Raw genomic sequence first — 22,292 nt, forward strand, 5'->3', positions numbered from 1 at the left:
GAAGGCGCACAAACCCGCCGCCCCGTACGGCACAACGCGGGGAGGCCTCATTCGTGCCGCAGGCGGCGGGCGCCGTGGCGCGTCCTCAAAAGGGCGTCCTACGCCACCCGCGAGGCCATGAGCGGGCGGTGCCGGTAGCCGATCCGCTCGTACACCCCGATCGCCGCCCGGTTGTCCTCATCCACCATCAGCGCCGCCCGGCCCCGCGCCGCCACCATCTCGCCCGAGACCCACCGGCACAGCCGATGCGCCAGCCCACGCCCGCGAAAGCGGGCCGCCGTCGCCACCCCCGCCAGGAAGCCGACCGAGGGGGCGCTCCACGCCTCGGCCGCGACCGCCGCCAGCCCGGCGCCGGTCCGTACCCCGGCCCATCGCCGTACTCCGGGCACGCCCGGCACCGCGTACGAATCCGGCGCGGCGGCCGCCAGCAACCCGGCCACCTCCGCGTCCATCTCCGGCCCCAGCCACCCGGCCTCGTCCGGGCCGCCCGCCGCGTCCCCCGAGCCCGGAGCCGAGCCCGAGCCCGGGGCCGGGGCGGGCAGGCTCATCCACCAGAACGTGCCCGCCACCTCCAACTCCGCCAGCCGCGCCGTCACCTCTGCCACCAGGCCGGCCTCACCCACCGGCCGATACGAGGGCCCCATCTCGCTCAGCGCGTGCCGTACCAGCCGCGTCGCGCATGCCGCGCCGCCCCACACCGCCAGCCGGTCCCGGCGCGACAGGCCCGGCGAGGCCGCCACCACCGCCTCACCCGACGCCCACACCCGCACGCCACCGGAGAGCCCCTGCGCCGCCCACATCAGCAGGTCGTCGTCCCCGCACGCCGAGCGCACCTCATCCAGCCGCGACAGCTCGGCGATCACAGAATCGAGCCCGGCCGGTAGGCCGCCGCCTCCGGGTGGGCCGCCACGATCTCGCCCACCGACCGCGACAGCGCCGCCACCTGCTCGGCCGCCGCGCCGGTGAACGACACCCGGTCGGCCAGCAGCGCCGCCAAAGCCGCGCGGTCCAGCGGGAAACGCTCATCGGCCGCCAGCCGCTCCAGCAGCTCGTTGGCCGCGCCGCGTGAGCGCATCGCCAGCGCCGAAGCCACCGCGTGCTCCTTGATCAGCTCGTGCGCCCGCTCCCGGCCCACCCCGGCGCGCACCGCCGCCATGAGCATCTTCGTCGTGGCCAGGAACGGCAGGTAGCGGTCCAGCTCCGCCGAGATCACCGCCGGGAACGCGCCGAACTCGTCCAGGACCGTCAGCATCGTCTCCACCAGCCCGTCGAAGGCGAAGAAGGCGTCCGGCAGCGCCACCCGGCGCACCACCGAGCACGACACATCGCCCTCGTTCCACTGGTCGCCCGCCAGCTCGGCCACCATCGAGGCGTAACCGCGCAGCACCACCGTCAGGCCGTTCACCCGTTCGCAGGAGCGGGTGTTCATCTTGTGCGGCATCGCCGACGAGCCGACCTGCCCCTCCTTGAACCCCTCCGTCACCAGCTCGTGCCCGGCCATCAGCCGGATCGTCTTGGCCAGCGACGACGGCGAGGCCGCCAGCTGCACCAGGGCCGAGACGACCTCGAAGTCCAGCGAGCGCGGGTAGACCTGGCCCACGCTGGTGAAACGCCGCTCGAACCCCAGATGCGCGGCCACCCGGCCCTCCAGCTCCGCCAGCTTCGCGCGGTCGCCGTCCAGCAGGTCCAGCATGTCCTGGGCGGTGCCCACCGGTCCCTTGATGCCGCGCAGCGGGTAGCGGGCGATCAGCTCCTGCAGCCGGCCGAAGGCCACCAGCAGCTCATCGGCCGCCGAGGCGAACCGCTTGCCCAGCGTGGTGGCCTGCGCCGCCACGTTGTGCGAACGGCCCGCCACCACCGTCGTCTCATGCTCCTCGGCCAGGCGCGCCAGCCGGGCCAGCAACGCCACCACCCGGTCGCGTACCAGCAGGAGGCTGTCGCGTATCTGCAGCTGCTCGACGTTCTCGGTCAGGTCACGCGAGGTCATGCCCTTGTGCACCTGCTCGTGCCCGGCCAGCGCGTTGAACTCCTCGATGCGCGCCTTCACGTCGTGGCGCGTCACCCGCTCCCGCGCGGCGATGGAGCCCAGATCGACCTGCTCGACCACCTTCTCGTAGTCGGCGACCGCGCTGTCCGGGACCGTGACCCCGAGCTCCGCCTGCGCCCGCAGCACCGCCAGCCACAGCCGCCGCTCGGCGACGACTTTGTACTCGGGGGACCACAACCGGGCCAGCTCCGGGGAGGCATAACGGGCGGCCAAAACATTAGGGACACGCGGCTTGGAAGTCACGTCGGACAAGTCTATTCACACGGCTGCGCCCGTACGGCACCAGGCCGTACGGGCGCAGCACCCCTCTGTTCTACGGGGTCGGAGCCAAAACCTTCGCCTCTTCCTTCTTCGGCTCGGCCGGCTTGCGGCGCAGCCGCTCCTTGGCCCGCTCCACCATCGTGTAGAGGGTCGGAACCAGCACGAGCGTCAGCAGCGTCGAGGTGATCAGCCCGCCGATGACCACGACCGCCAGCGGCTGGGAGATGAACCCGCCCTGCCCCGTCACGCCCAGCGCCATCGGCGTCAGCGCGCAGATCGTGGCCACCGCCGTCATCAGGATCGGCCGCAGCCTGCGCCGGCCGCCCTCGATGACCGCCTCCACGATCCCCAGCCCCTGAGCGCGGTACTGGTTGATCAGGTCGATCAGCACGATCGCGTTGGTCACCACGATCCCGATCAGCATCAGCATGCCGATCAGCGCCGGCACACCCATCGCCGTGCCGGTGGCCACCAGCAGCCCGACCGCGCCCGTCGCGGCGAACGGAATCGACACCAGCAAGATCAGCGGCTGCACGAAGCTGCGGAACGTCGCCACCATGATCATGAACACGATCGCGATCGCCGCCAGCATCGCCAGCCCCAGATCCGCGAACGCCTCCTGCTGATCCGCCGACGCGCCACCGATCTCATAGGAGGCGCCCGCGGCCAGGGTGACCCCCTTCAGCTTCGTCGTCAGCGCCTGCGTCACGCTGCCCAGGTCCGAGCCCGTCGTCTTGGCCGACACCGTCGCCGAGCGCTCACCGTCGATCCGGGTCACCTGCGTCGGCCCCGCCACCCGCTTCACGTCGGCCACCGACGACAGCTTCACCAGGCCCGTCGCCGTGGCCAGCTTCAGCTTCTCGATCTCCTTGACGTCCTCGGGAGCCTCACCCACGCGCAGCACCAGGTCACTGGCCCGCCCGTCCAGCGTCAGCTGGCCCAGCGGCGCGCCGCGGAAGGCCTGCGCCACCGACTGGCCGATCTGCGCCTCCGACAGCCCCTTGGCGGCCGCCTTCTCCTTGTCGACCCGCACCTCGACGCGCGGGGCGCTGGCCTCCAGGTTGGACGACACATCACGCAGGCCCGGCACCTGGCCCATCGCCGTCTTGACCGCGTCGGCCGCGCTTCGCAGCGTCTGGGCGTCGGCCGCCTGCACGATCACATCGATGGAGTCGGAGGAGAAACCGCCGCCGCCCGACCCGCCGACCGTCACCTCACCGACGTCCGAAAGACCGCTCAGCTTCTCACGCAGCGCCTGCTCCACCGCCGGAGTGTCGGCGCCGTCCTTCAGCGTCAGCGAGTACGAGGCGCGGTCCGCGCCGCCGCCGGCACCGCCGCGCATCGCGTTGCCGCCACCGACGTTGACCTGGTAGGTCTCCACGCCGTCCAGGCCGGCCAGGAGGCCCTCCACCTTCTTGGCGGCCGCGTCCGTGGTGGCCAGGTCCGTGCCCACGGGCATCTTCTGCGACACCGAGATCGTGTTCTGGCCGGCCGAGTCCAGGAAGTTGGTCTGCAGCCTGCCCGCCAGTCCCAGCGTGCCGACCATCACCGCCAGCCCGATCAGGATCGTCACCAGCTTGAAACGCGTCGCGAACCGCAGCACCGGCAGATAGGCGCGCTGCAGCGGGCTGCGCAGCTCCTTGGCCTCGGCCGCCTCCCGCTGCGCCCGCGCCTGCTCCGGCGTCAGCACCGGCGCCTTGAGGAACCAGTACGCCATCACCGGCACCACCGTCAGCGACACCACCAGCGAGGCCAGCAACGCCACCGCCACCGTGACCGCGAACGGGCCGAACAACTCACCCACCATGCCGCCGACCACCGCGATCGGCGCGAACACCGCCACCGTCGTCAGCGTCGAGGCCGTCACCGCGCCCGACACCTCGCGTACCGCCGACAAGATCGCCGACAGTTTCGCCTCGCCGTAGCCGAGGTGGCGCTTGATGTTCTCCAGCACCACGATCGAGTCGTCCACCACCCGGCCGACCGCGATCGTCAGCGCGCCGAGGGTCAGCATGTTCAGCGAATAGTCGCCCGCCCACAACGCGATCAGCGCGATCACCACCGACAGCGGGATCGACACCGCCGTCACCAGCGTCGAGCGCACCGACAGCAGGAACACCAAGATGACCAGCACCGCGAACGCCAGGCCCAGCAGGCCCTCGGTGGTCAGGCTCTCGATCGACTGCTGAACGTAGGGGGCCTGGTCGAAGACCACCTCCACGGCCGTCTCCGACGAGTCGCCCAGCGAGCGGCCCAGGTCGGGCAGCTTCTCGCGGATCGCGTTGGAGATCGACACCGCGTTGCCGTCGGGCATCATCGTCACCGACACGCCCAGGCTGGTCCGGCCGTCGGTACGGGTGATCGTCGTCGCCTCGGCCAGGCCGCGCGTGATGTCGGCCACCGAACCCAGCTTCACCGGCTTGAGCGGCTTGGGCTGGGCGAGCGCGGTCGTCTGCGCCGGCCGGCCGCCCGGCTGCTGCTGCCCGCCCGGCCGGCCCTGCTGCGGCTGCGCCTGCGGCTGGGCCTGGGCCTGGGCCTGGGCCTGGGCCTGGGCCGGGCTGGCCTGCGGCTGGGCCGGAGTCAGGTACAGGTCCTTCAGCTTGTCGATCGAATCGAGGCGCTCGCCCACCTGCACCGTGAGGGAGGAGGAGCCGGAGTTGAGCGTGCCCGCCGGGATCGGCGTCCCGTTCGCCTTGAGCACGTCCGGGATCTGTGCCGCCGACACCCCCGCCAGCGCCATCTTCTTCAGGTCCGGCTTGATCGTGACGACCTCGTCACGGGTGCCCGTGACCGTCGCCTCCCGTACCCCCGGCACGGCCTGCAGCTCCGGCACCATGATCTGGCGCAGCTTGTCGGCCATCGCCCGCTCGTCGCCGCCGTCGCCCACCGCCAGCACCAGCACCGGAATGTCATCGGTGTTACCCGCGACCACCTGGGGATCCACACCGGCGGGCAACTGCGGCTGCACTCGGCTGACCGCCTGCTGCATCTTGCTGATCGACGCCTCGATGTCGGTGCCGAAGGCGAAGGCCACCTGAACCTGGGTCATGCCCTCCTTGGAGGTGGAGGTCATCTGCTCCATGCCGTCAATGCCCTGGAAGGAGTCCTCCAGCGGCTTGGTCACCTGGTCTTCCACGATCTCGGGCGAAGCCCCGGGATAGGAGGCGATCACGAACGCGCCGGGGAACGACAGCGACGGCAGCAACTGCTGCTTGAGCTGCGGGATCGTGAACGCGCCGAAAGCGGTGATCACGATCGACAGTAAGATCACGAGGCTGCGGTTGGCAAGACTCAACCGGGCGAATGCGGTCATGGGCGTCCCTTCAGATTTCGCCCCAGACTAACACTTCGCCTTGTACGAATATTTAATCTGCCTTGGCTTTCCTGATAGCCTTCTCAGGAAGCGAGAGGTGAGTGTGGACGACGAACGCGAAGACCTGATCCGCCGGATCACCGAGACCCAGCGCGGCCTCGGGCGGGCCCTCAGCCAGACCCAGTCCGCCTTGTTCACCTCCAACCTCACCATGCGGCAACTGAAGGTCGTCATGCTGCTGTCCCACACCGGTTCGGTCTCCGGGCAGGAGCTGGCCCACGACCTCGGCGTCGGCCTGGGCACCGTGACCGGCATCGTCGACCGGCTGGTCAGCCATGGGCTGGTCAGCCGGCGCGAGGACCCCCACGATCGGCGCGTGCGCCGGGTGGAGCTGACGGAGGCGGGCGCCAAGCTCCTGGCCGAGATCAACGACGTCGGCCTGGAGCACTACCGGCGCATCATGGACCACCTCGACACCGAGACCCTGCGCTGCCTGCTGCAGGTGACCACCCGCGTCCGCGAGGTCGCCGACCAGCTCTACCCGTGACCCTCCGTAAACCCCTTGGGTCTAAATGAGGGTATTTATTCGATTATGTGTTTGGGTTTTTGTCCCGCCCGACCGCCTTTACAAAGTAGATTTTTTGGACATGCGGGACAAGACCGGCGGCAGGTCGTTCTCGTGGGTGATCGTCAGGCGGCGGGTGGCCCTGGTCACCGCCACATACAGGTCCTGGCCGCCCATCGGTGACTGCGCCATGATGGCCGCCGGCTCCACCACGATGACGGCGTCGAACTCCAGCCCCTTGCACTGGGTCACCGTCAGCACCACCACCGGGGCCTCCAGATCGCCGCCGCCCGGCAGCAGCGCCGCCACCGGCGCGTGAGCGGCGTCCGGGGTCAGGACGGCCAGGCGCCCCTCGCCGATCAGCGCCAGCTCCTCGGCCACCAGCGCGGGCAGCCCGGCCAGGCCCGTACGGACCGCGCGGGGCTCGGCCTCCCCGTCCCTGACCGACTCCGGCACGCTCTGGGACGGGTCGACCACGCGCAGGACGTCGGCCGCGACCCGCATGATCTCCGCCGGCGTCCGGTAGTTGACCAGCAGCCGCTCCTCCCGCCAGCGGCCACGCAGATAAGGATCCAGCACCTCGCCCCACGAGCGCGCGCCCGCCGCCGAACCCGTCTGGGCGATGTCGCCCACCACCGTCAGCGAGCGGGCCGGAACCCGGCGCATGACCATCCGCCACGCCATCGCCGACAACTCCTGCGCCTCGTCCACGATCACGTGACCGTAGGCCCACTGGCGGTCGGCCGCGGCCCGCTCGGCGGTGCTCAGGTCCGGGCCGGCATCGGCGTGGCGATCGGCCAGGACGTCGGCCCGGTCGAAGATGCCCTCCTCCAGCAGGCCGGTGCTCTCCAGCACCTCACGGGCGTAGCGCTCCTGCTCTTCCCACTCGCCCTCGGCCAGCCTGGAGGCCGACCGGCTGGCCGAGTCGTCCTCGCCCAGCAGTTCGGCCGCCTCATCCAGCAGCGGGACGTCGCCGATCGTCCACGGCGAATCCACCGGCCGTACCAGCGCCCGCCACTCCAGCCCCGGCGGCGAGATCTGCCACAGCGTCTCCGGGCAGGCCAGCAACTCCGCGATGAGGCGCTGCGGCGTCAGCTCCGGCCACAACCCCTCCACCGCCTGGTATATCGCGGGCTCCTGCCACAGCCGCGCGGAGGCCAGCGCGAGATCGACCTCGTCCAGGTCGCGCTCCAGATCCAGCGGCTCCTCCAGCTCCGGATCCTCGAACTCCATCTCCGCCAGCCGCAATGCCTCCTCCACCGCCCGCGCCTCGGCCCGCGCCAGCTCCTTCAGCACTTCGGTGACGAACAGCTTGCGCGCCATGTTGTGCGGCAACCGCACCGCCCGCGCCCGCTCCCGCAACGCCACGCACACCGCGCGCGGCACCCGCAGCACCCGGCCGTCCAGACCCACCTCCAGATCGCCCTCGGGCAGGCGCTGCCGCTCGCGCACCGCCGCCGCCACCACCTCGGCCATCCGCACGTCGCCCTTGACCACCGCCGCCCGCGGCCCGTCGGCGGCGGTCGCGCGCACCCCGGGGAACAACTCCCCCACCGTCGACATCACCACCTGCGTCTCGCCCAGCGCCGGCAGCACCTGGCCGATGTAGCGCAGGAACATCGGATTGGGCCCCACCACCAGCACTCCCCGCCGCTCCAGCGTGTCGCGGTGGGTGTAGAGGAGGTAAGCGGCGCGATGCAGCGCCGCGACGGTCTTGCCGGTGCCGGGGCCGCCCTGCACCACCAGCGCCCCCTGCAGGCCGGCGCGGATCACCCGGTCCTGCTCGGTCTGGATGGTGGCCACCACGTCGCCCATCCGGCCTGTGCGGCCCCGGCGCAGCGCCGCCAGCAGCGCCGCCTCGCCGACCAGGGTGCGGCGCTCGCCCTCGCTCATCGCCTCCAGGTCGAACACCTCGTCATCCAGGCCCACCACCGTGCGCTCGCGGGTGTGCAGGTGACGGCGGCGCAGCAGGGCGCCGGGATCGCTGGCCGTGGCCACGTAGAACGGGCGGGCCGCCGGGGCGCGCCAGTCGACCAGCACCGACTCGTGCTCGGCATCGCGCAGCCCGATCCGGCCGATGTAGGTGCTCTGGCCGCCGCGCTCGTCGATGCGGCCGAAGCACAGCCCGCGCTCGACCCCGTCCAGCTGCGCCAGCCGCCGCGCCTGCTCCGCGGCGCTCACCTCGCGCTCGACCCTGGCCTGGCGGGTGCCCAGCGCGCCGCCCTGGCCGTACACCTCACGCAGCACCGCCCGCGCCCGCTCACGCGCCGCGTCGAGTCTGCCGTAGAGCATGGACACGGTCCCCTGCTCGACGTCAAGGGCTTCCGCGAGAGCATCTTGACGATTAGCCATTCGCTGGTATACTCCTAACGGGAGGCTTGTATATCGCTCTTGGTTTGAAGTGCCAAGTATGCGAGCGTACCTCCCCTTCCGCCTTCCCGCAACCGCCTGCGCGCGCTCCCGCGACGCCACGCACACCGCGCGCGGCACCCGCAGCACGCGGACGGCCCCCGCGCCGACGCGATGCCGGGAGCGGGGGCCGGATACGAGTGACGCTCATGGGGTTCGGCGACGCCAGATCTGGTTGGGGCGATCCTTGCAGATCGCCTGAAGGACATTGGCGCCATGGGCGCGGCTGGCGTCCTGGACGTCCAGGCACAGGCCGCTGTGCCTGGCGACCAGTTCGAAGGCGCCGCTGCCGCGCCATTTCGCCCCGGGCGGCGTCCGCATCCTCCACTGCTGGTTGTAGCCCGGCGACCAGCACCTCGCCTGCAGAACATTGGCGCCGTGGAAGCGGCTGGCGTCCTGGACGTCCAGGCACAGGCCGCTGTGCCGGGCGACCAGCTTGAAATAACCGCTGTCGGTCGGCACGAAAGACCACTGCTGGTTGTATCCCCTCACGCAGTACGCCTGCACGACGTCGGCGCCGTGGGCGCGGCTGGCGTCCTGGACGTCTAAGCATCTGCCGCTGTGCTCGGCGACGATCTCGTAGTAGGTGGTCGCGGCGTGGGCGACCCCGGGCGCGGTGAGGGTGAGGCCGGCGGCCGCGGCCGAGGCCACGGCGAGAGCACGGCGGATGGCAGCGAAAGACATGATCATTTTCCTCTCATGTGATCCAGAGTGGGTGTGACAAGCGGATTGCTCATCCGTCGCAGGGGCGCAACGACCGCCCCAGGTCGACGATGAAGCGAGCGAGCGCGGCCCGCCTGCGAAACAGCTCGTGCAGTTCGGCCGTGGGGTCCTGGTCAAGGAGCTCCACGGGGATCGCGGTCCACGCGCTGCGCAGCACGAGCGCGGCGGCGTAGCCGAAGGAGACCTCGCGGGGGTCGGCGATCGCGGCCGTCGCGGCGGCGTAGGCGGCCTCGATCACCTCGTGGACGGCGGGCAGGTCCGCGGGATCGAGCTCGCCGGTGTGGGCCCGGCCGACCAGGAGCTGGCCGAGGTCGAAACCCACGGCCGCCGGGTGCGGCCAGCTCCAGTCGACGGCCACGAACTCCGCCGACCCGTCGGCCGGGACCAGCAGGTTCATGGGGCCGGCGTCGCCGTGGACAAGGGTGTGCGGCAGGCCGTCCAGCGCCTGCAGCAGCGGGCCGATCCGGTCGGCCAGAGCCAGCAGGTCGGCCCGCAGCAGCGGATCGGCGTGCCGGGCGACCAGAGGGTGGCGCCAGGTGGCCGGATCCCGCAGCATCGGCAGGAACAGCTGGGCGACAGGACCCGCGCAGAACCAGCGCAGCCCACGGTTGAGCGGCTCGCGCGGCGCAGACGACCGACCCGCCACAGGCCGTGCGGCGGCGAGGTCGCCGAGCAGGCGGGCGGCCGCGCGGTAGCGGTCCAGGCCCCACGCGGCGGGCTCGACCCGCACATCCTCCAGCCACATGACCAGCCGGTCATCCCCCAGGTCCTCCAGCCGGTACATCCGCGGCAGCCGCAACCCGTCGGGCAGCGGGCAGCGGGCCAGGTAGACGTCCGCGTCGGCCCGCCAGGGGAACCGCGCCGTCGCCTCGGCCCTCAGCCCCTCCGGCATCCGCGCGAACCAGGCCGAGTGCTTGATCGCGTGGATCGACTTGACGAAGAACGACCAGCTCACGCCGCCGGTCGTCGTGCCGCGCACGCGGTGGATCCAGGCCGTCGACAGCGACCCGGAATCGTGGTGGAGGGGCTCGACGCGCTGCTCGGCGATCTCGGCCAGCGGATCGCCGAGGCTCACGCGGACGAGGTCCCTCAGGCCGGCGGCCGGTGTTTCGGTCATGGCTCCAGCCTGCCGAGCGCGATACTGCCTCGCATGAGCAGGGCCTACTCAAATAGGCTTTCGCCGTGGCAGCCTCCTGGCCGTTCGTCGGGCGTACGGCGCAACTCGCGGCCATCAGGTCCGCCGACCGGGGCGTGGTCGTCGCCGGAGCGCCGGGCACGGGTAAGAGCCGCCTGGTGGCGCGGGCCGTACACGATCTCGACGGGGTGGCCTGGGCGCGGGCCACGGCGGCCGCCGGACAGCTGCCGCTGGGCGCCTTCGCGCCGCTGCTGCCCGCCACGCCGCCCACCGGCAACCCGCTGGGCTGGGCGGCCGCCGCGCTGCGCGCGCCGGTGCTCGTCGTGGACGACGCCCACCTGCTCGATGCGGCCTCGGCCGCGCTCGTCCACCACCTCGCGACGCGGGGCGGCACCCGGGTGATCGCGACGCTGCGCAGCGGGACGGCCGTGCCGGACGCGGTGCACGCCCTGTGGAAGGACGGCCTGGTGCCGCGCCTGGAGCTGGAGCCGTTCTCCCTCAAGGACACCGCGGCCGTCCTGGAGGCCGCCCTGGGCGGCCGGGTGGAGTCGGCGACCGTGGCCCGGCTGTGGCGCGCCAGCCAGGGCAACGCGCTCTACCTGCACGAGCTCGTCATGTCCGGGATCCTCCTGCAGGACGGGGACGTGTGGCGCTGGCGCGGGCCGCTGACGATCACGCCCACGCTGCGCGAGACCGTCGCCGCCCGCATCGGTGACCTGACCGTCAGCGAGCGCGAGGCGATGGAGCTGCTGGCCTACGGTGAGCCGCTCGGCGCCGACCTGCTGGCCGTCCTCGGCCGCCTCGACGCCGTCCAGCAGCTGGAGGACCGTCAGCTCGTCACCGTGCAGCGCGACGGCCGGCGGCTGCAGGTACGGCTCGCGCACCCCCTGTACGGCGAGGTCATCAGGGACGGCTGCGGCGTGCTGCGCGCCCGCGCGATGATGCGCCGGCTGGCCCAGGCGGTCGCCGAGGCCGGGCTACGACGGCGCGAGGACGTGCTCAGGGTGGCGCTGTGGCGGCTGGAGGCCGGCATGAGCGGCGATCCCGGGCTGCTGCTGGCCGGCTGCGAACGCGCCAGGGTCGTCCGGGACCTGGAGCTGGCCGTACGGCTCGGCCGCGCGGCCGTGGCCGCGGGCGGCGGAACGCCCGCGCTGGCCGCGCTCGGCACCGTGCTGTTCTACACCGACCGGCACGCCGAGGCCGAGGAGATGTACGCCGGCGTCTGGGCGGCGGAGATGGGCGAGACGGCCCGGATCGACCTCGGCGTGCAGCGCGCGCTGAACCTGACCGTCGGGCTCGGGGAGGTCGCACGGGCGCGGGCCGTCCTGGAAGAGACCACCCGGCTGGCCCGCGGTGTCGAAGGACGGCAGGGCGCCTTCATCATGCGGGCCGTGGTGGCCGCCCTCACCGGCGACATCGCCGCCGCCGAGGACCTGCTGGAACAGACGCGGGACATGGGCCCGCTCAGCCCGCACGGCGAGCGCATGATCGGCGGGGCCGAGGCGGCCGTCCTGCTGGCGCGGGGCCGGGCCACGCAATGCCTGGCCCGCGTGCGGGAGGCCGGCGCCCGGCTGGCCGAGCAACCGGACGCCATGCGCAGCCTTTCGGCCGCCCTGACCGGGCACGCCGCGAACGCCGCCCTGCTGCTCGGCGATCTGGACACCGCCGAGCGCCTGGCCGACGAGGGATACGAGCTGGGAGGCCAGTGGGGCAGCTGGACGCGGGCGATCCTGGAGTTCGGCGCGGCCAAGACCCGCGTGCTGCGGCTGCGCGGCCGGCTCACCGACGCCCTGGCCTGGGCCCGCGACACCGTCGTGCGGCTGCCCGTCCCCAGCACGCTGGCCGGAGCCTGCCTGGGCGAACTCGCGCACGCCTACGCCCTGCTCGGCGACGTCGCCGCCGCCGAGCAGGCCCTGGCGCGAGCGGAGGGCGCGGGCACGCCGATCGGCCCCTACGGCGTCCTGCCCCTGCGCTTGGCTCGCGCGTGGACCATGGCCGGGCGCGGCGACGCCGCCGGGGCCGTCGAGATCTGCCTGGACAGCGCCGAGAGCGCGCCGGCGTGCGACGTGCCGTACGCGCTGCACGACGTCGTCCGGCTGGGCCGCCCCGACCTGGTGTCGGCCCGGCTCGCCGCGCTCGACATCGACAGCCCGCTGGTCGCCCTGTTCGCGCGGCATGCCGCCGCCCGCGACGGCGTGCGGCTCGACGCGGTCTCGCAGGGCTTCGAACGGCTCGGCCTGCTGCTGTACGCGGCCGAGGCGGCGGCGCAGGCGGCGGCCCGCTACCGCGAGTGCGGGCAGTGGCGTGGCATGCGGGCGGCGCAGACGCGGGCCTGGCGACTGTCCCAGCGCTGCCAGGGTGCCCGTACGCTGGCGCTGATGGACCTCGACGTCCCAGGCCTGACGCCGAGGCAGCGCGAGATCGCCGTGCTGGCCGCCCAGGGGCTGACCAACCGTGAGATCGCCGAGCGGCTCGTCGTGTCCGTTCGCACGGTGGCCAACACGCTGTACGCCATCTACGAAAGGACCGGCGTCAACGATCGCACCGCCCTGGCCGCCCTCCTGGGCGGGCCGGAAGAATAGTGCTTACTCCTGGCCGAGCACGCTCTCCTACCTCAGCCCTGGTTCAACTGCGGCCCTGCAGCCTGCCGCAGGGTCTGCAGGGCGTCGGCGAGCAGGGGGTTGCCGTTGGCCTCCCGGTGCAGGGCGACCACCGTGCGGTGGGCGGCGGGCGCCTCCAGGCGCGTCGCCACGACGCGGTCGTCGGGAACATGGCCCAGAGCGGGCACCACCGCCACCCCCAGCCGGGCGGCCACCAGGTGGCGGACCACGTCATAGTTGTTGCTGCGGAAGGTGACCGCGGGCACGAACCCGGCCGCCGCGCACAGCCGGGTCAGGGACAGGGCGCCGCCGGTGCCCTCACCGCTGGTGATCCAGCGCTCCCCGGCCAGCTCGGGCAGCCCGGCGCCCGGGGCGTGGTCGCGGGGCCGTAGCAGGAGCAGGTCCTCGCGCAGCAGGTGGTGGGCGGCCAGGCCGCCGGGCCACCGCCGCGGGGTGAGGCCGTACTCGTAGACCAGCGCCAGGTCCAGGGCGCCGTCGATCACCCGCGGGATCAGCTCCTCGGGCTCGCCCTCCTCCAGGAGGATCTCCGCGCGGGGGTAGCGGCGGGTGAAGGCCGACAGGGTGGGCGGCACCAGCCGTACGCTGGCCGTGGGGAAGCTGCCCAGCCGCAGCCGGCCGGTGGTGCCGGCGGCCAGTTCGCGCACCTCGTAGCCGAAGTCCTCCAGCGTGGCCAGCACCCGCTGGCTCAGCTCGACCAGCCGGTGCGCCGCCGCGGTGGTGCGCACGCCGCGCGCCTCGCGCTCGAACAGCTCCAGCCCGGTGTCCTTCTCCAGCGCCGCGATCTGCTGCGACACCGCCGAGGCCGTGTAGCCGAGCTCGCGCGCCGCCAGCGCGAACGATCCGGTCCGGCACACCTCTCGCAGAGTGACCAGATGCAGGGGTTTGATCATGCCGACTCCGCGCCGCCAGTAGAGCACCCTCAGCAGTGCTTGGGCTTTGGCTGGAAATCTATCGGGCTGCTGGGGCTTGGATTCACCCGGGATCACCTCCATCGTGGACAAAGCCATCCGTACCTGGAGGAGATAACGCATGGTCATGGTCTCTCAAGGGCGGCTGCGCGCGGCGTTCGCGCGGCGCCTGTCGGAGATGTACGGGCAGGAGGTGCCCGCCTACCGGACGCTGGTGGAGGTCTCCCAGAAGGTCAACGACGGCGTCCTGCGGCGGGCGGGAGCCGGCGCCGAGCGGCTGGGCTCCATCGAGCGCGTCACCGCCGAACGGCACGGCGCCATCCGCGTCGGCACCCCCGCCGAGCTGCGGCAGGTCGCGCGGATCTTCGGGGCGCTGGGGATGCGCCCGGTCGGGTTCTACGACCTGCGTGAGGCCGCCGCCAGCGCCGTGCCCGTGGTCTCGACCGCCTTTCGTCCCGTCGCCGCCGACGAGCTGGCCGGCGATCCCTTCCGGGTCTTCACCTCCATGCTCACACCGGCCGATCCCCGCTTCTTCGACCCGGACCTGCGTCAGCGGCTGGAGGGGTTCCTGGCCGGGCGGCGGCTGTTCCCGCCGGAACTGCTGGAGCTGGCCGATCGGGCCGGACGCGAGCGCGAACTGCCGCGCGAGCAGGCCGAACGCTTCACGCACCTGGCCGTCCAGGCGTTCGCGCTGAGCCAGGAGCCGATCGACCAGGCCTGGTACGACACCCTGGAACGCATCTCGGCGGTCGCGGCCGACATCGGCGGCGTGAGCAGCACCCACATCAACCACCTGACGCCGCGCGTCCTCGACATCGACGAGCTGTACGCGCGGATGACCGAGCGCGGCATCACCATGATCGACCAGATCCAGGGGCCGCCGCGCTGGTCCGGCCCGGACGTACTGCTGCGCCAGACCTCCTTTCGCGCCCTCGCCGAGCCACGCGCGCTGCGCCGGCCTGACGGCGGGATCACCACGGGATCGCTGCGGGTGCGCTTCGGCGAGGTGGAGGCGCGCGGAATCGCACTGACCCGCGCCGGACGCGAACGCTACGACGACCTGCAAGCCAGAGCCGACGCCAACCTAGCCGACCGTACTGTCGCCCAGGCTGCCGGCGGCCGTGCGCGGGCCGCCCGCTCCCACAGCGACCAGGCGGACCGCGCGCGGGCCCTGTGGGAGCGGGAGTTCCCCGCGACGGAGCGGGATCTGGCGGTCGAGCGGCTGGCGTACTTCACCTATCGGCCGGTGCCGGATCGCCCGCGTGACGGGCGGCGGCCCGGCGGCGGGCTCGCCGACCTGATCGACCACGGCTGGCTGCGCCCGGAGCCCATCGTCTACGAGGACTTCCTGCCCCGCTCGGCGGCCGGCATCTTCCAGTCCAACCTCACCGGGCAGGGCGTCAGGGACGACAGCCGCGCCGCCGCCGGCTACGACGGCGACTGGCTCTCCGGCGCCATCGGGGCCGAGGTGCTGGACCCGTTCACCTTGTACGAGAGCCAGCAGCGGCGCTCTCTGGAGGACGCCGCCCACGCGCTCGGCCTGCCCGAGATCAGCTGACCCCGAGCCCGACCTCCTACCGCGACGGAGAGCCGTTCATGACCACGACCACCCTGCCCGCCACCGGCGTCCTGCGCCGACGCGCCCTCGACATCCTGGCCCGCCTGGAGGTCACCCTGGAGGAGGGCGACGACCTGCACGCCCGTACGCCGATCACCGGCGAGACCCTGCTCGGCCTCACGGCCGCGACGCCCGCCGACGCCGGCGAGGCGATCGGGGCCGCGCACGAGGCGTTCCTGGCATGGCGCACGGTGCCCGCCCCCCGCCGCGGCGAGGTGGTACTCAGGCTCGCCGAACTCCTGCGCGAGCACCGCGACGACCTGGCCGACCTCGTCACCATCGAAGCGGGCAAGATCCGCTCGGAGGCGCTCGGCGAGGTCCAGGAGATGATCGACATCTGCGAGTTCGCGGTCGGCTTGTCGCGCCAACTGTACGGGCGCACCATCGCCTCAGAACGGCCCGGCCACCGGCTGTCGGAGACCTGGCACCCCCTTGGGGTCGTCGGCGTGATCTCCGCGTTCAACTTCCCGGCCGCCGTGTGGGCGTGGAACACCGCCATAGCGCTGGTCTGCGGCGACACCGTCGTGTGGAAGCCGTCGGAGCTGACGCCGCTCACCTCCCTGGCCTGCGACCGGCTGCTGGCCGTGGCGGCGGCCGAGAGCGGCATGCCCAGCGATGTACACCGGCTGCTGCTCGGCGAGCGCGCCGTCGGGGAGCGGCTGGCCGACGACCGGCGGGTGGCGCTGGTCAGCGCCACCGGCTCGGTCCGCATGGGACGCCAGGTCGGTCCGCGGGTCGCCGCCCGCTTCAGGCGTTCGCTGCTGGAGCTGGGCGGCAACAACGCCGCCGTGGTCACCCCGTCGGCCGACCTCGACCTGGCCGCCTCCGCCATCGTGTTCGCCGCGGCCGGCACCGCCGGGCAGCGCTGCACCACCCTGCGCCGGCTCATCGCGCACACCGACATCGCCGGCGAGCTGATCGACCGGCTCACCACCGCCTACGCGAAGCTGCCCATCGGCGACCCGTTCGGCGACACCACCCTGGTCGGACCGCTCATCTCCGCTCAGGCCCACGAGGCGATGCGGCGGGCGCTGAGCACCGCGCGGTCCGAGGGCGGTGAGATCCTGGCCGGCGGCGGGCGCCGGCTCGCCGACGCCGCCCCGGCGGCCTACTACGCCGAGCCCGCCATCGTCCACATGGACGCACAGCCGGGCAGCGGCGCGCAGTCGGGCATCGTCCGGGAGGAGACCTTCGCGCCGATCCTGTACGTGCAGACCTACCGGACACTGAGCCAGGCCATCGCCCTGAACAACGACGTGCCCCAAGGGCTGTCCTCCAGCATCTTCACCCGGGACCTGCGGGAGGCCGAGCGCTTCCTGGCCGCCGACGGCTCCGACTGCGGCATCGTCAACGTCAACATCGGCACCTCGGGCGCGGAGATCGGCGGGGCCTTCGGCGGCGAGAAGGAGACCGGCGGCGGGCGCGAGTCCGGCTCGGACTCCTGGCGCGCCTACATGCGCCGCGCGACCGGCACCGTCAACTACTCCGACCAGCTGACCCTCGCCCAGAACGTGAGCTTCCTCTAACGCCCGCACCACGACCCAGACCAGCGGACCCTCGGCCCTGCGGCTCACCGGCCCAGCCCAGCGGCCCAGGGCAGCGATCCGGATCGAAGCGCGACCCAGACCAGTGCGGCGGCCTGTCGCGTTGATTGTTTGTACAAACGATCGATAGAATAACGCGCATGGCGGAGCTTCCGGCACTACCGGCTCGTCGTGTGCGTACCGTGCTCGGGGATGTCGACCCCTCGGCGCTCGGGCACACCCAGCCACACGAACACGTCCTGAGCGACATGTCGGCCATCATCCAGCCTTGGGGTCTACAGCCTGTGGCCGGAGACAGCGGCGGGGGCGGCATCGGCAAGGAGCTCCCGGCATCGGTGCGCGCCCGTATCGCCGAGCCCGTCCGGCTGGACAACTACGACTGGATCCGACGTACGGTCCTCAACCTGGACAACCTGCGGCTGCACTCCGAACAGGACGCCACCGACGAGCTGACCCTCTACCGCGCGGCCGGCGGCGGCGCCGTGGTGGACTCCTCCTCGGTGGGGCTCGGCCGCGATCCGCTCGGACTGGCCCGGGTCTCTCGTGCCAGCGGGGTGCACATCGTGATGGGCAGCGGCTACTACTGCCGCGACTACCATCCGGCCGGGCTGGCCGACGCCTCGGTGGAGGCGATCAGCGCGGAGATCGTCGCGGACGTGCGCGACGGCGTGGGCGACACCGGCGTCCGCGCCGGGCTCATCGGCGAGATCGGCCTGAGCTGGCCGGTACATCCCACCGAGGACAAAGTGCTGCGCGCCGCCTGCGCGGCGCAGGTGTCGACCGGGGCGCCGCTGCAGATCCATCCCGGACGCCATCCCGAGGCGCCGCTGCGGGCCATGCGCACGGTCGTCGCGGCGGGCGGCGATCCGGCCCGCGTGATCATGTCCCATCTCGACCGTACGCTGTGGCGGCCCGATGACCTGGTGGAGCTCGCGGGCACGGGCTGCTATCTGGAGCTCGACCTGTTCGGCCAGGAGTCCAGCTACTACGCCTTCAACCCCGAGGCGCGCCGGCCCAACGACCGTACCCGGATCGAGTGGCTGCGGCGGCTGATCGAGGCCGGCTACGGCGAGCGTCTGCTGATCGCGCAGGACATCTGCCAGAAGGTCTACCTGCGCCGCTACGGCGGCCCCGGCTACACCCACATCCTCGACAGTGTCATCCCGCTGATGCGCCGCATGGGGATGAGCGAGAGCGAGATCATCATGGTGACCGTCGCCAACCCCGCGACCGTCCTGGCTATGGGATAGTCGGCGCCATGGCCACCACCAACCAGACGGGCAACCAGAGGGCCGGCAGCCGGCAGACGAAGGGCGGCCGGATGAAGGCGACGTCCTCGCGGCGGGCGCAGTCGGCCCGCACGGAGCTGCGGCTGCTGCGCACCGCCTGCTGGCTGTTCTCCGAGCGAGGCTTCCACGGCACGGGCATCCGCGACATCTCCGTGGCCGCGGAGGTGGCCGTGTCGGCGATGTACTACTACGCCTCCTCCAAGGACGAGCTGCTGGAGGCGGTCACGCGCCGGGTCATGGAGGTGCTGGCGGCCGGCAGCGAGGAGACGGTCCGCGACATCGACGACCCCGCCGAGCGGCTGGTCGCGCTCATCGCCGTGCATGTCGCCTTCCACGCGCGCAATCCGCGCGCCGCCAAGGTGGCCGACCACGAGTTCCAGGCGCTGACCGGGCAGGCCCGGCGCGACATCATGCGGCTGCGCGACGCCTACGAGAAGGTGTGGGTCGACACCCTGGAGGCCGGCGTCCGCGCCGGCGTCTTCAAGGATCGCGGCAACGTCGCACGGCTGGCGTTGCTGCAGATGGCGACCGGGATCGCGCACTGGTACCGCCCCGGCGGCGAGCTGGACATCGCGCAGTTGTGCGAGCGGTTCGCCGACATGGGACTCGCGCTGATGGGCGCCAATCGCGACGGGCGTCCGCTTGAGGTGCGCGGCCTGACCATCCCCGACTCCGAGCTGCTGCTCGAGCGGGTCGAGCTGGCGATCGAGCCGCGCCGCAAGCCGAGCGGAGTGTGAGCTGCGGGCCCGCGAGCGCGCGGGCCCGCAGGTGCCTTGACATCGCCGCCAATTTGAGCGATCGTTCGACAACATAACGGCCTTGAGGGGAGAGCGACGTGACGCGTACGCACCATGAGGACGGGCGGCGGGCCACCTCGTCCCCGCGGCCGGCCGGCGAGCTGGACCCGAACGCGTCCGAGGAGCCGGACCTGAGCTCGGCGGGCGAACCGGACCCGCGTTCGGACGGCGAGCTGGAGCAGGCCGCAGCGCTCGCCCGCGACCTCTACGGCCTGGAGGGCCGGCTGGCGCCGCTGCCGGGAGAGAAGGACCGCAACTTCCAGGTCAGCACCGCCGGCGGCGAGCGCTACGTCCTCAAGCTGCACGCGCCCGGCACCGACCCCGCCGAGCTCGCCCTGCAGGACGCCGTGCTGGCGCACCTGGCCGGGCAGGCCGGCGGGCCGCCGGCCCCGCGCGTGGTGACGAGCCTGGACGGACGCCGGTCGGCCGCCGCCCCGTGGGCCGACGGCCCGCGTACGGCCAGGGTGCTCACCTGGCTGGAGGGCCGCCCCTGGACGCAGGTCGAGCCGACGGCGCGGCGCCTGCGCGACCTGGGCCGTCACGTGGCCGCCGTCGACCAGGCGCTGGTCGGCTTCACCCACCCCGCGATGCGGCGCGAGCTGGTGTGGAACCTGACCGGCGCCCCCGCGCTCGCCGGCCTCGCGCCGCTGCTGGACGGCGAGCTGCGGCCGCTGGTGAGCGAGGTGTTCGACCGCTACCGCGCGCATGTCGCGCCGCGCGTGGTGGCCCTGCCCCACCAAGTGATCCACAACGACGCCAACGAGCTCAACATCCTGGTGGACGACGCCGGCGCGGTGGCCGCCCTGATCGATTTCGGTGATGTGGCGTGGAACCCGCGCATCTGCGGCCTGGCGGTGGCCGGGGCGTACGCGATGCAGGGGCACGCCGATCCGCTGCGGGCGGTGCTGCCTCTGGTGAGCGGGTACGACGAGGTGTCGCCGGTGCGTCCGGGCGAGCTGGAGGTGCTGTTCGACCTGATGCGTACCCGGCTGGCGATGAGCGTGTGCCTGTCGGCCCACCAGCACGCCAACGACCCGGCCAACGCGTACCTGCTGGTCAGCCGGCGCGGTGTGACGCAGGTGCTGCGGCGGCTGGCCGGGACCAGCCCGGATCTGGCCCATTTCCGGCTGCGCGAGGCGGTCGGGTTCGCGCCCAACCCGCTGGCCCGCGCGGTGCGCCAGCACTTCCAGTCCGGCGCCGCCCAGCCGATGCCCCTGCTGGAGGAGGACGTCACCCCAGAAGAGGCCGCCACATCGGCTCGCTACGGCGAGGAGGCCACGCCGCCGCCCGGACGGCGGTCGGACATCAATCTGGGCCGCGACCTGCCCGCCGGCGAGGGCGTCACGGTACGGTGCCCCCTCCCCTCGCTCGTGCACAGCGTCAAGACCGGCAGCGGGATCGTCGTGCTCGAACACCGCACCGGCGACGGCCTACCGTTCTGGACCCTCTACCGGCACCTGGACCCGGGCTCGATCACGCACCTGACTCCCGGCGACGAGGCGAAACCGGGCGCGCGCCTGGGGAGCACCGGCCAAGCGGCGCCGCCGCGCGTGCAGCTGCTGACCCACCTGCTCGGCATGGGAGCCGACATCCCGGACACCGCGCCCGCCGACGAGGCGGACCTGTGGACCGCCGTCAGCATCGACCCCGGTCTGCTGCTGGGCCGGCCGGGCGGAGCGGCGCGGCCACGGCGGGAGACGGCCGGCATCGCCGCGCGCCGGCGGAGGAACCTCAGCCGGGCGATGAGCCTGGCCTACCGCGAGCCGCTGCACATCGTACGGGGCGAGGGCGCCTATCTCTTCGACGCCTCCGGCAGGCCGTGGCTGGACCTGGTCAACAACGTCTGCCATGTGGGGCACTGCCATCCCCGGGTGGTGGCGGCGGGCCATCGGCAGGCGGCCCGGCTCAACACCAACACCCGGTATCTGCACGAGTCCGTCGTGGAGTACGCCCGCCGCCTGGTGGAGCTGATGCCGGACCCGTTGCGGGTCTGCTTCTTCGTCAACTCCGGCTCCGAGGCCAACGACCTGGCGCTGCGGCTGGCCACGGCGCATACGGGCGCCGAGGACGTCCTGGTCCTCGACCACGCCTACCACGGCCATCTCACCTCGCAGATCGCCCTGAGCCCGTACAAGTTCAACCGGCGTGGCGGGCGCGGCCGGCCGGACACCACCCACGTCTGCGAACTGCCCGATCCCTACCGCGGCCGGCTGCGCGCGGGACGCGACGTCGATCTCGGCCCGCGCTACGCCGGCTCGGTCGCCGACCGGCTCGCCGGGCTGGTGGCGGCCGGGCGCCGCCCCGCCGCGTTCTTCGCCGAGTCGCTGCAGGGTTGCGGCGGTCAGATCGTCTACCCCGACGGCTACCTGCGCGGCGCGTTCGAGCACGTGCGGCGGGCCGGCGGGGTGTGCGTGGCCGACGAGGTGCAGGTGGGGCTGGGACGGGTGGGCCGGAGCATGTGGGGGTTCGAGTTACAGGGCGTCGTGCCCGACATCGTCACGCTCGGCAAACCCCTGGGCAACGGCCATCCACTCGCCGCCGTGGTGACGACGCCGGAGATCGCGCGCTCGTTCGAGACGGGGATGGAGTACTTCAACACCTTCGGCGGCAACCCGGTCTCGGCCGAGATCGGGCTGGCCGTGCTCGACGTCGTAGACGAGGAGGGCCTGCAGGCCCACGCGCGCCGGCGCGGCGAGCAACTGCTCGGCGGGTTGCGCCGGCTCCAGGAGCGGCATCGGCTGATCGGGGACGTGCGGGGCGAGGGGCTGTTCCTCGGCGTGGAGCTGAGCCTGGATGAGCGGCGGCCGGCCGGCGCGCAGGCGGGCGCGGTCAAGGAGGCGGTGAAGGCGCGCGGGGTGCTGGTGTCGACGGACGGGCCGGACGACAACGTACTCAAGATCAAGCCGCCCCTGGTGCTGAGCGCGGCGGACTGCGAGATGTTCCTCGACGTGCTCGGTGCGGCGCTGGGCGAGGTCGAGGCATCCCTTGAGGGCGTCGCGCCTTGACGTGAGCATTTATTTGAGCGATCGTTCGACTACATAGAGGCGGTTCAGATGCAAGGC

Annotated in this window: 14 protein-coding genes; 7 read left to right on the forward strand and 7 right to left on the reverse strand. The window is 72.6% G+C overall.

Annotated elements, in window-relative coordinates:
* Positions 1-98 precede the first annotated feature (98 nt).
* From ACQP2T_RS32640 to ACQP2T_RS32650, 3 genes are all read right to left on the reverse strand, one after another.
* A complete protein-coding gene (locus ACQP2T_RS32640) occupies positions 99-863 on the reverse strand; it encodes a GNAT family N-acetyltransferase (RefSeq protein ID WP_433508741.1) in 765 nt (254 codons plus the stop codon).
* On the reverse strand, positions 860-2,290 hold the full coding sequence (gene purB / locus ACQP2T_RS32645; RefSeq protein ID WP_433508742.1) for an adenylosuccinate lyase: 1,431 nt from the start codon (positions 2,288-2,290) through the stop codon (positions 860-862). The genes ACQP2T_RS32640 and purB overlap by 4 nt, the downstream gene beginning before the upstream one ends.
* Before the next feature lie 70 nt (positions 2,291-2,360).
* Positions 2,361-5,621: an efflux RND transporter permease subunit gene (locus ACQP2T_RS32650; protein ID WP_433508743.1), complete on the reverse strand. Its 3,261-nt coding sequence runs from the start codon at positions 5,619-5,621 to the stop codon at positions 2,361-2,363.
* Positions 5,622-5,718: 97 nt separating this feature from the next.
* Here ACQP2T_RS32650 and ACQP2T_RS32655 point away from each other — a divergent pair, with 97 nt between their 5' ends.
* Positions 5,719-6,168, forward strand: a complete 450-nt coding sequence (locus ACQP2T_RS32655; protein WP_433508744.1) for a MarR family winged helix-turn-helix transcriptional regulator — start codon at positions 5,719-5,721, stop codon at positions 6,166-6,168.
* A 78-nt stretch (positions 6,169-6,246) separates the two neighbouring features.
* On the opposite strand, the gene ACQP2T_RS32660 is transcribed toward ACQP2T_RS32655, so the two are convergent.
* The 3 genes from ACQP2T_RS32660 to ACQP2T_RS32670 all read right to left on the reverse strand — a co-directional run bounded on the left by ACQP2T_RS32660 (position 6,247) and on the right by ACQP2T_RS32670 (position 10,435).
* On the reverse strand, positions 6,247-8,538 hold the full coding sequence (locus tag ACQP2T_RS32660; protein ID WP_433508745.1) for a HelD family protein: 2,292 nt from the start codon (positions 8,536-8,538) through the stop codon (positions 6,247-6,249).
* A gap of 204 nt (positions 8,539-8,742) precedes the next feature.
* The gene (locus ACQP2T_RS32665) at positions 8,743-9,279 is read right to left on the reverse strand and encodes an RICIN domain-containing protein (RefSeq protein ID WP_433508746.1); all 537 of its coding nucleotides are present in this window, start codon (positions 9,277-9,279) and stop codon (positions 8,743-8,745) included.
* 49 nt (positions 9,280-9,328) lie between these two features.
* Positions 9,329-10,435, reverse strand: coding sequence for a hypothetical protein (locus ACQP2T_RS32670; protein ID WP_433508747.1), 1,107 nt, complete (start codon positions 10,433-10,435; stop codon positions 9,329-9,331).
* Positions 10,436-10,500: 65 nt separating this feature from the next.
* On the opposite strand from ACQP2T_RS32670, the gene ACQP2T_RS32675 reads away from it, so the two are divergent.
* Positions 10,501-13,035: a LuxR C-terminal-related transcriptional regulator gene (locus ACQP2T_RS32675; protein WP_433508748.1), complete on the forward strand. Its 2,535-nt coding sequence runs from the start codon at positions 10,501-10,503 to the stop codon at positions 13,033-13,035.
* 32 nt (positions 13,036-13,067) lie between these two features.
* On the opposite strand, the gene ACQP2T_RS32680 is transcribed toward ACQP2T_RS32675, so the two are convergent.
* Positions 13,068-13,964, reverse strand: coding sequence for a LysR family transcriptional regulator (locus tag ACQP2T_RS32680; RefSeq protein ID WP_433508749.1), 897 nt, complete (start codon positions 13,962-13,964; stop codon positions 13,068-13,070).
* Positions 13,965-14,103: 139 nt separating this feature from the next.
* Between ACQP2T_RS32680 and hglS the strand changes: the two genes are divergently transcribed.
* The 5 genes from hglS to ACQP2T_RS32705 all read left to right on the forward strand — a co-directional run bounded on the left by hglS (position 14,104) and on the right by ACQP2T_RS32705 (position 22,235).
* Positions 14,104-15,540 carry a 2-oxoadipate dioxygenase/decarboxylase gene (hglS, locus tag ACQP2T_RS32685; protein WP_433508750.1) on the forward strand — a complete coding sequence of 479 codons (1,437 nt, stop codon included), beginning with the start codon at positions 14,104-14,106 and terminating at the stop codon, positions 15,538-15,540.
* Positions 15,541-15,578: 38 nt separating this feature from the next.
* Positions 15,579-17,126, forward strand: a complete 1,548-nt coding sequence (gene amaB, locus ACQP2T_RS32690; protein ID WP_433508751.1) for an L-piperidine-6-carboxylate dehydrogenase — start codon at positions 15,579-15,581, stop codon at positions 17,124-17,126.
* A 158-nt stretch (positions 17,127-17,284) separates the two neighbouring features.
* Positions 17,285-18,394: a phosphotriesterase family protein gene (locus ACQP2T_RS32695; protein WP_433508752.1), complete on the forward strand. Its 1,110-nt coding sequence runs from the start codon at positions 17,285-17,287 to the stop codon at positions 18,392-18,394.
* Positions 18,395-18,402: 8 nt separating this feature from the next.
* Positions 18,403-19,170, forward strand: coding sequence for a TetR/AcrR family transcriptional regulator (locus tag ACQP2T_RS32700; RefSeq protein ID WP_433508753.1), 768 nt, complete (start codon positions 18,403-18,405; stop codon positions 19,168-19,170).
* A 98-nt stretch (positions 19,171-19,268) separates the two neighbouring features.
* Positions 19,269-22,235, forward strand: coding sequence for an aminotransferase class III-fold pyridoxal phosphate-dependent enzyme (locus tag ACQP2T_RS32705; protein ID WP_433508754.1), 2,967 nt, complete (start codon positions 19,269-19,271; stop codon positions 22,233-22,235).
* The last annotated feature ends 57 nt before the right edge of the window (positions 22,236-22,292 follow it).

This window comes from Nonomuraea sp. CA-143628 (assembly GCF_050942315.1).
Taxonomy (GTDB): Bacteria; Actinomycetota; Actinomycetes; order Streptosporangiales; family Streptosporangiaceae; genus Nonomuraea.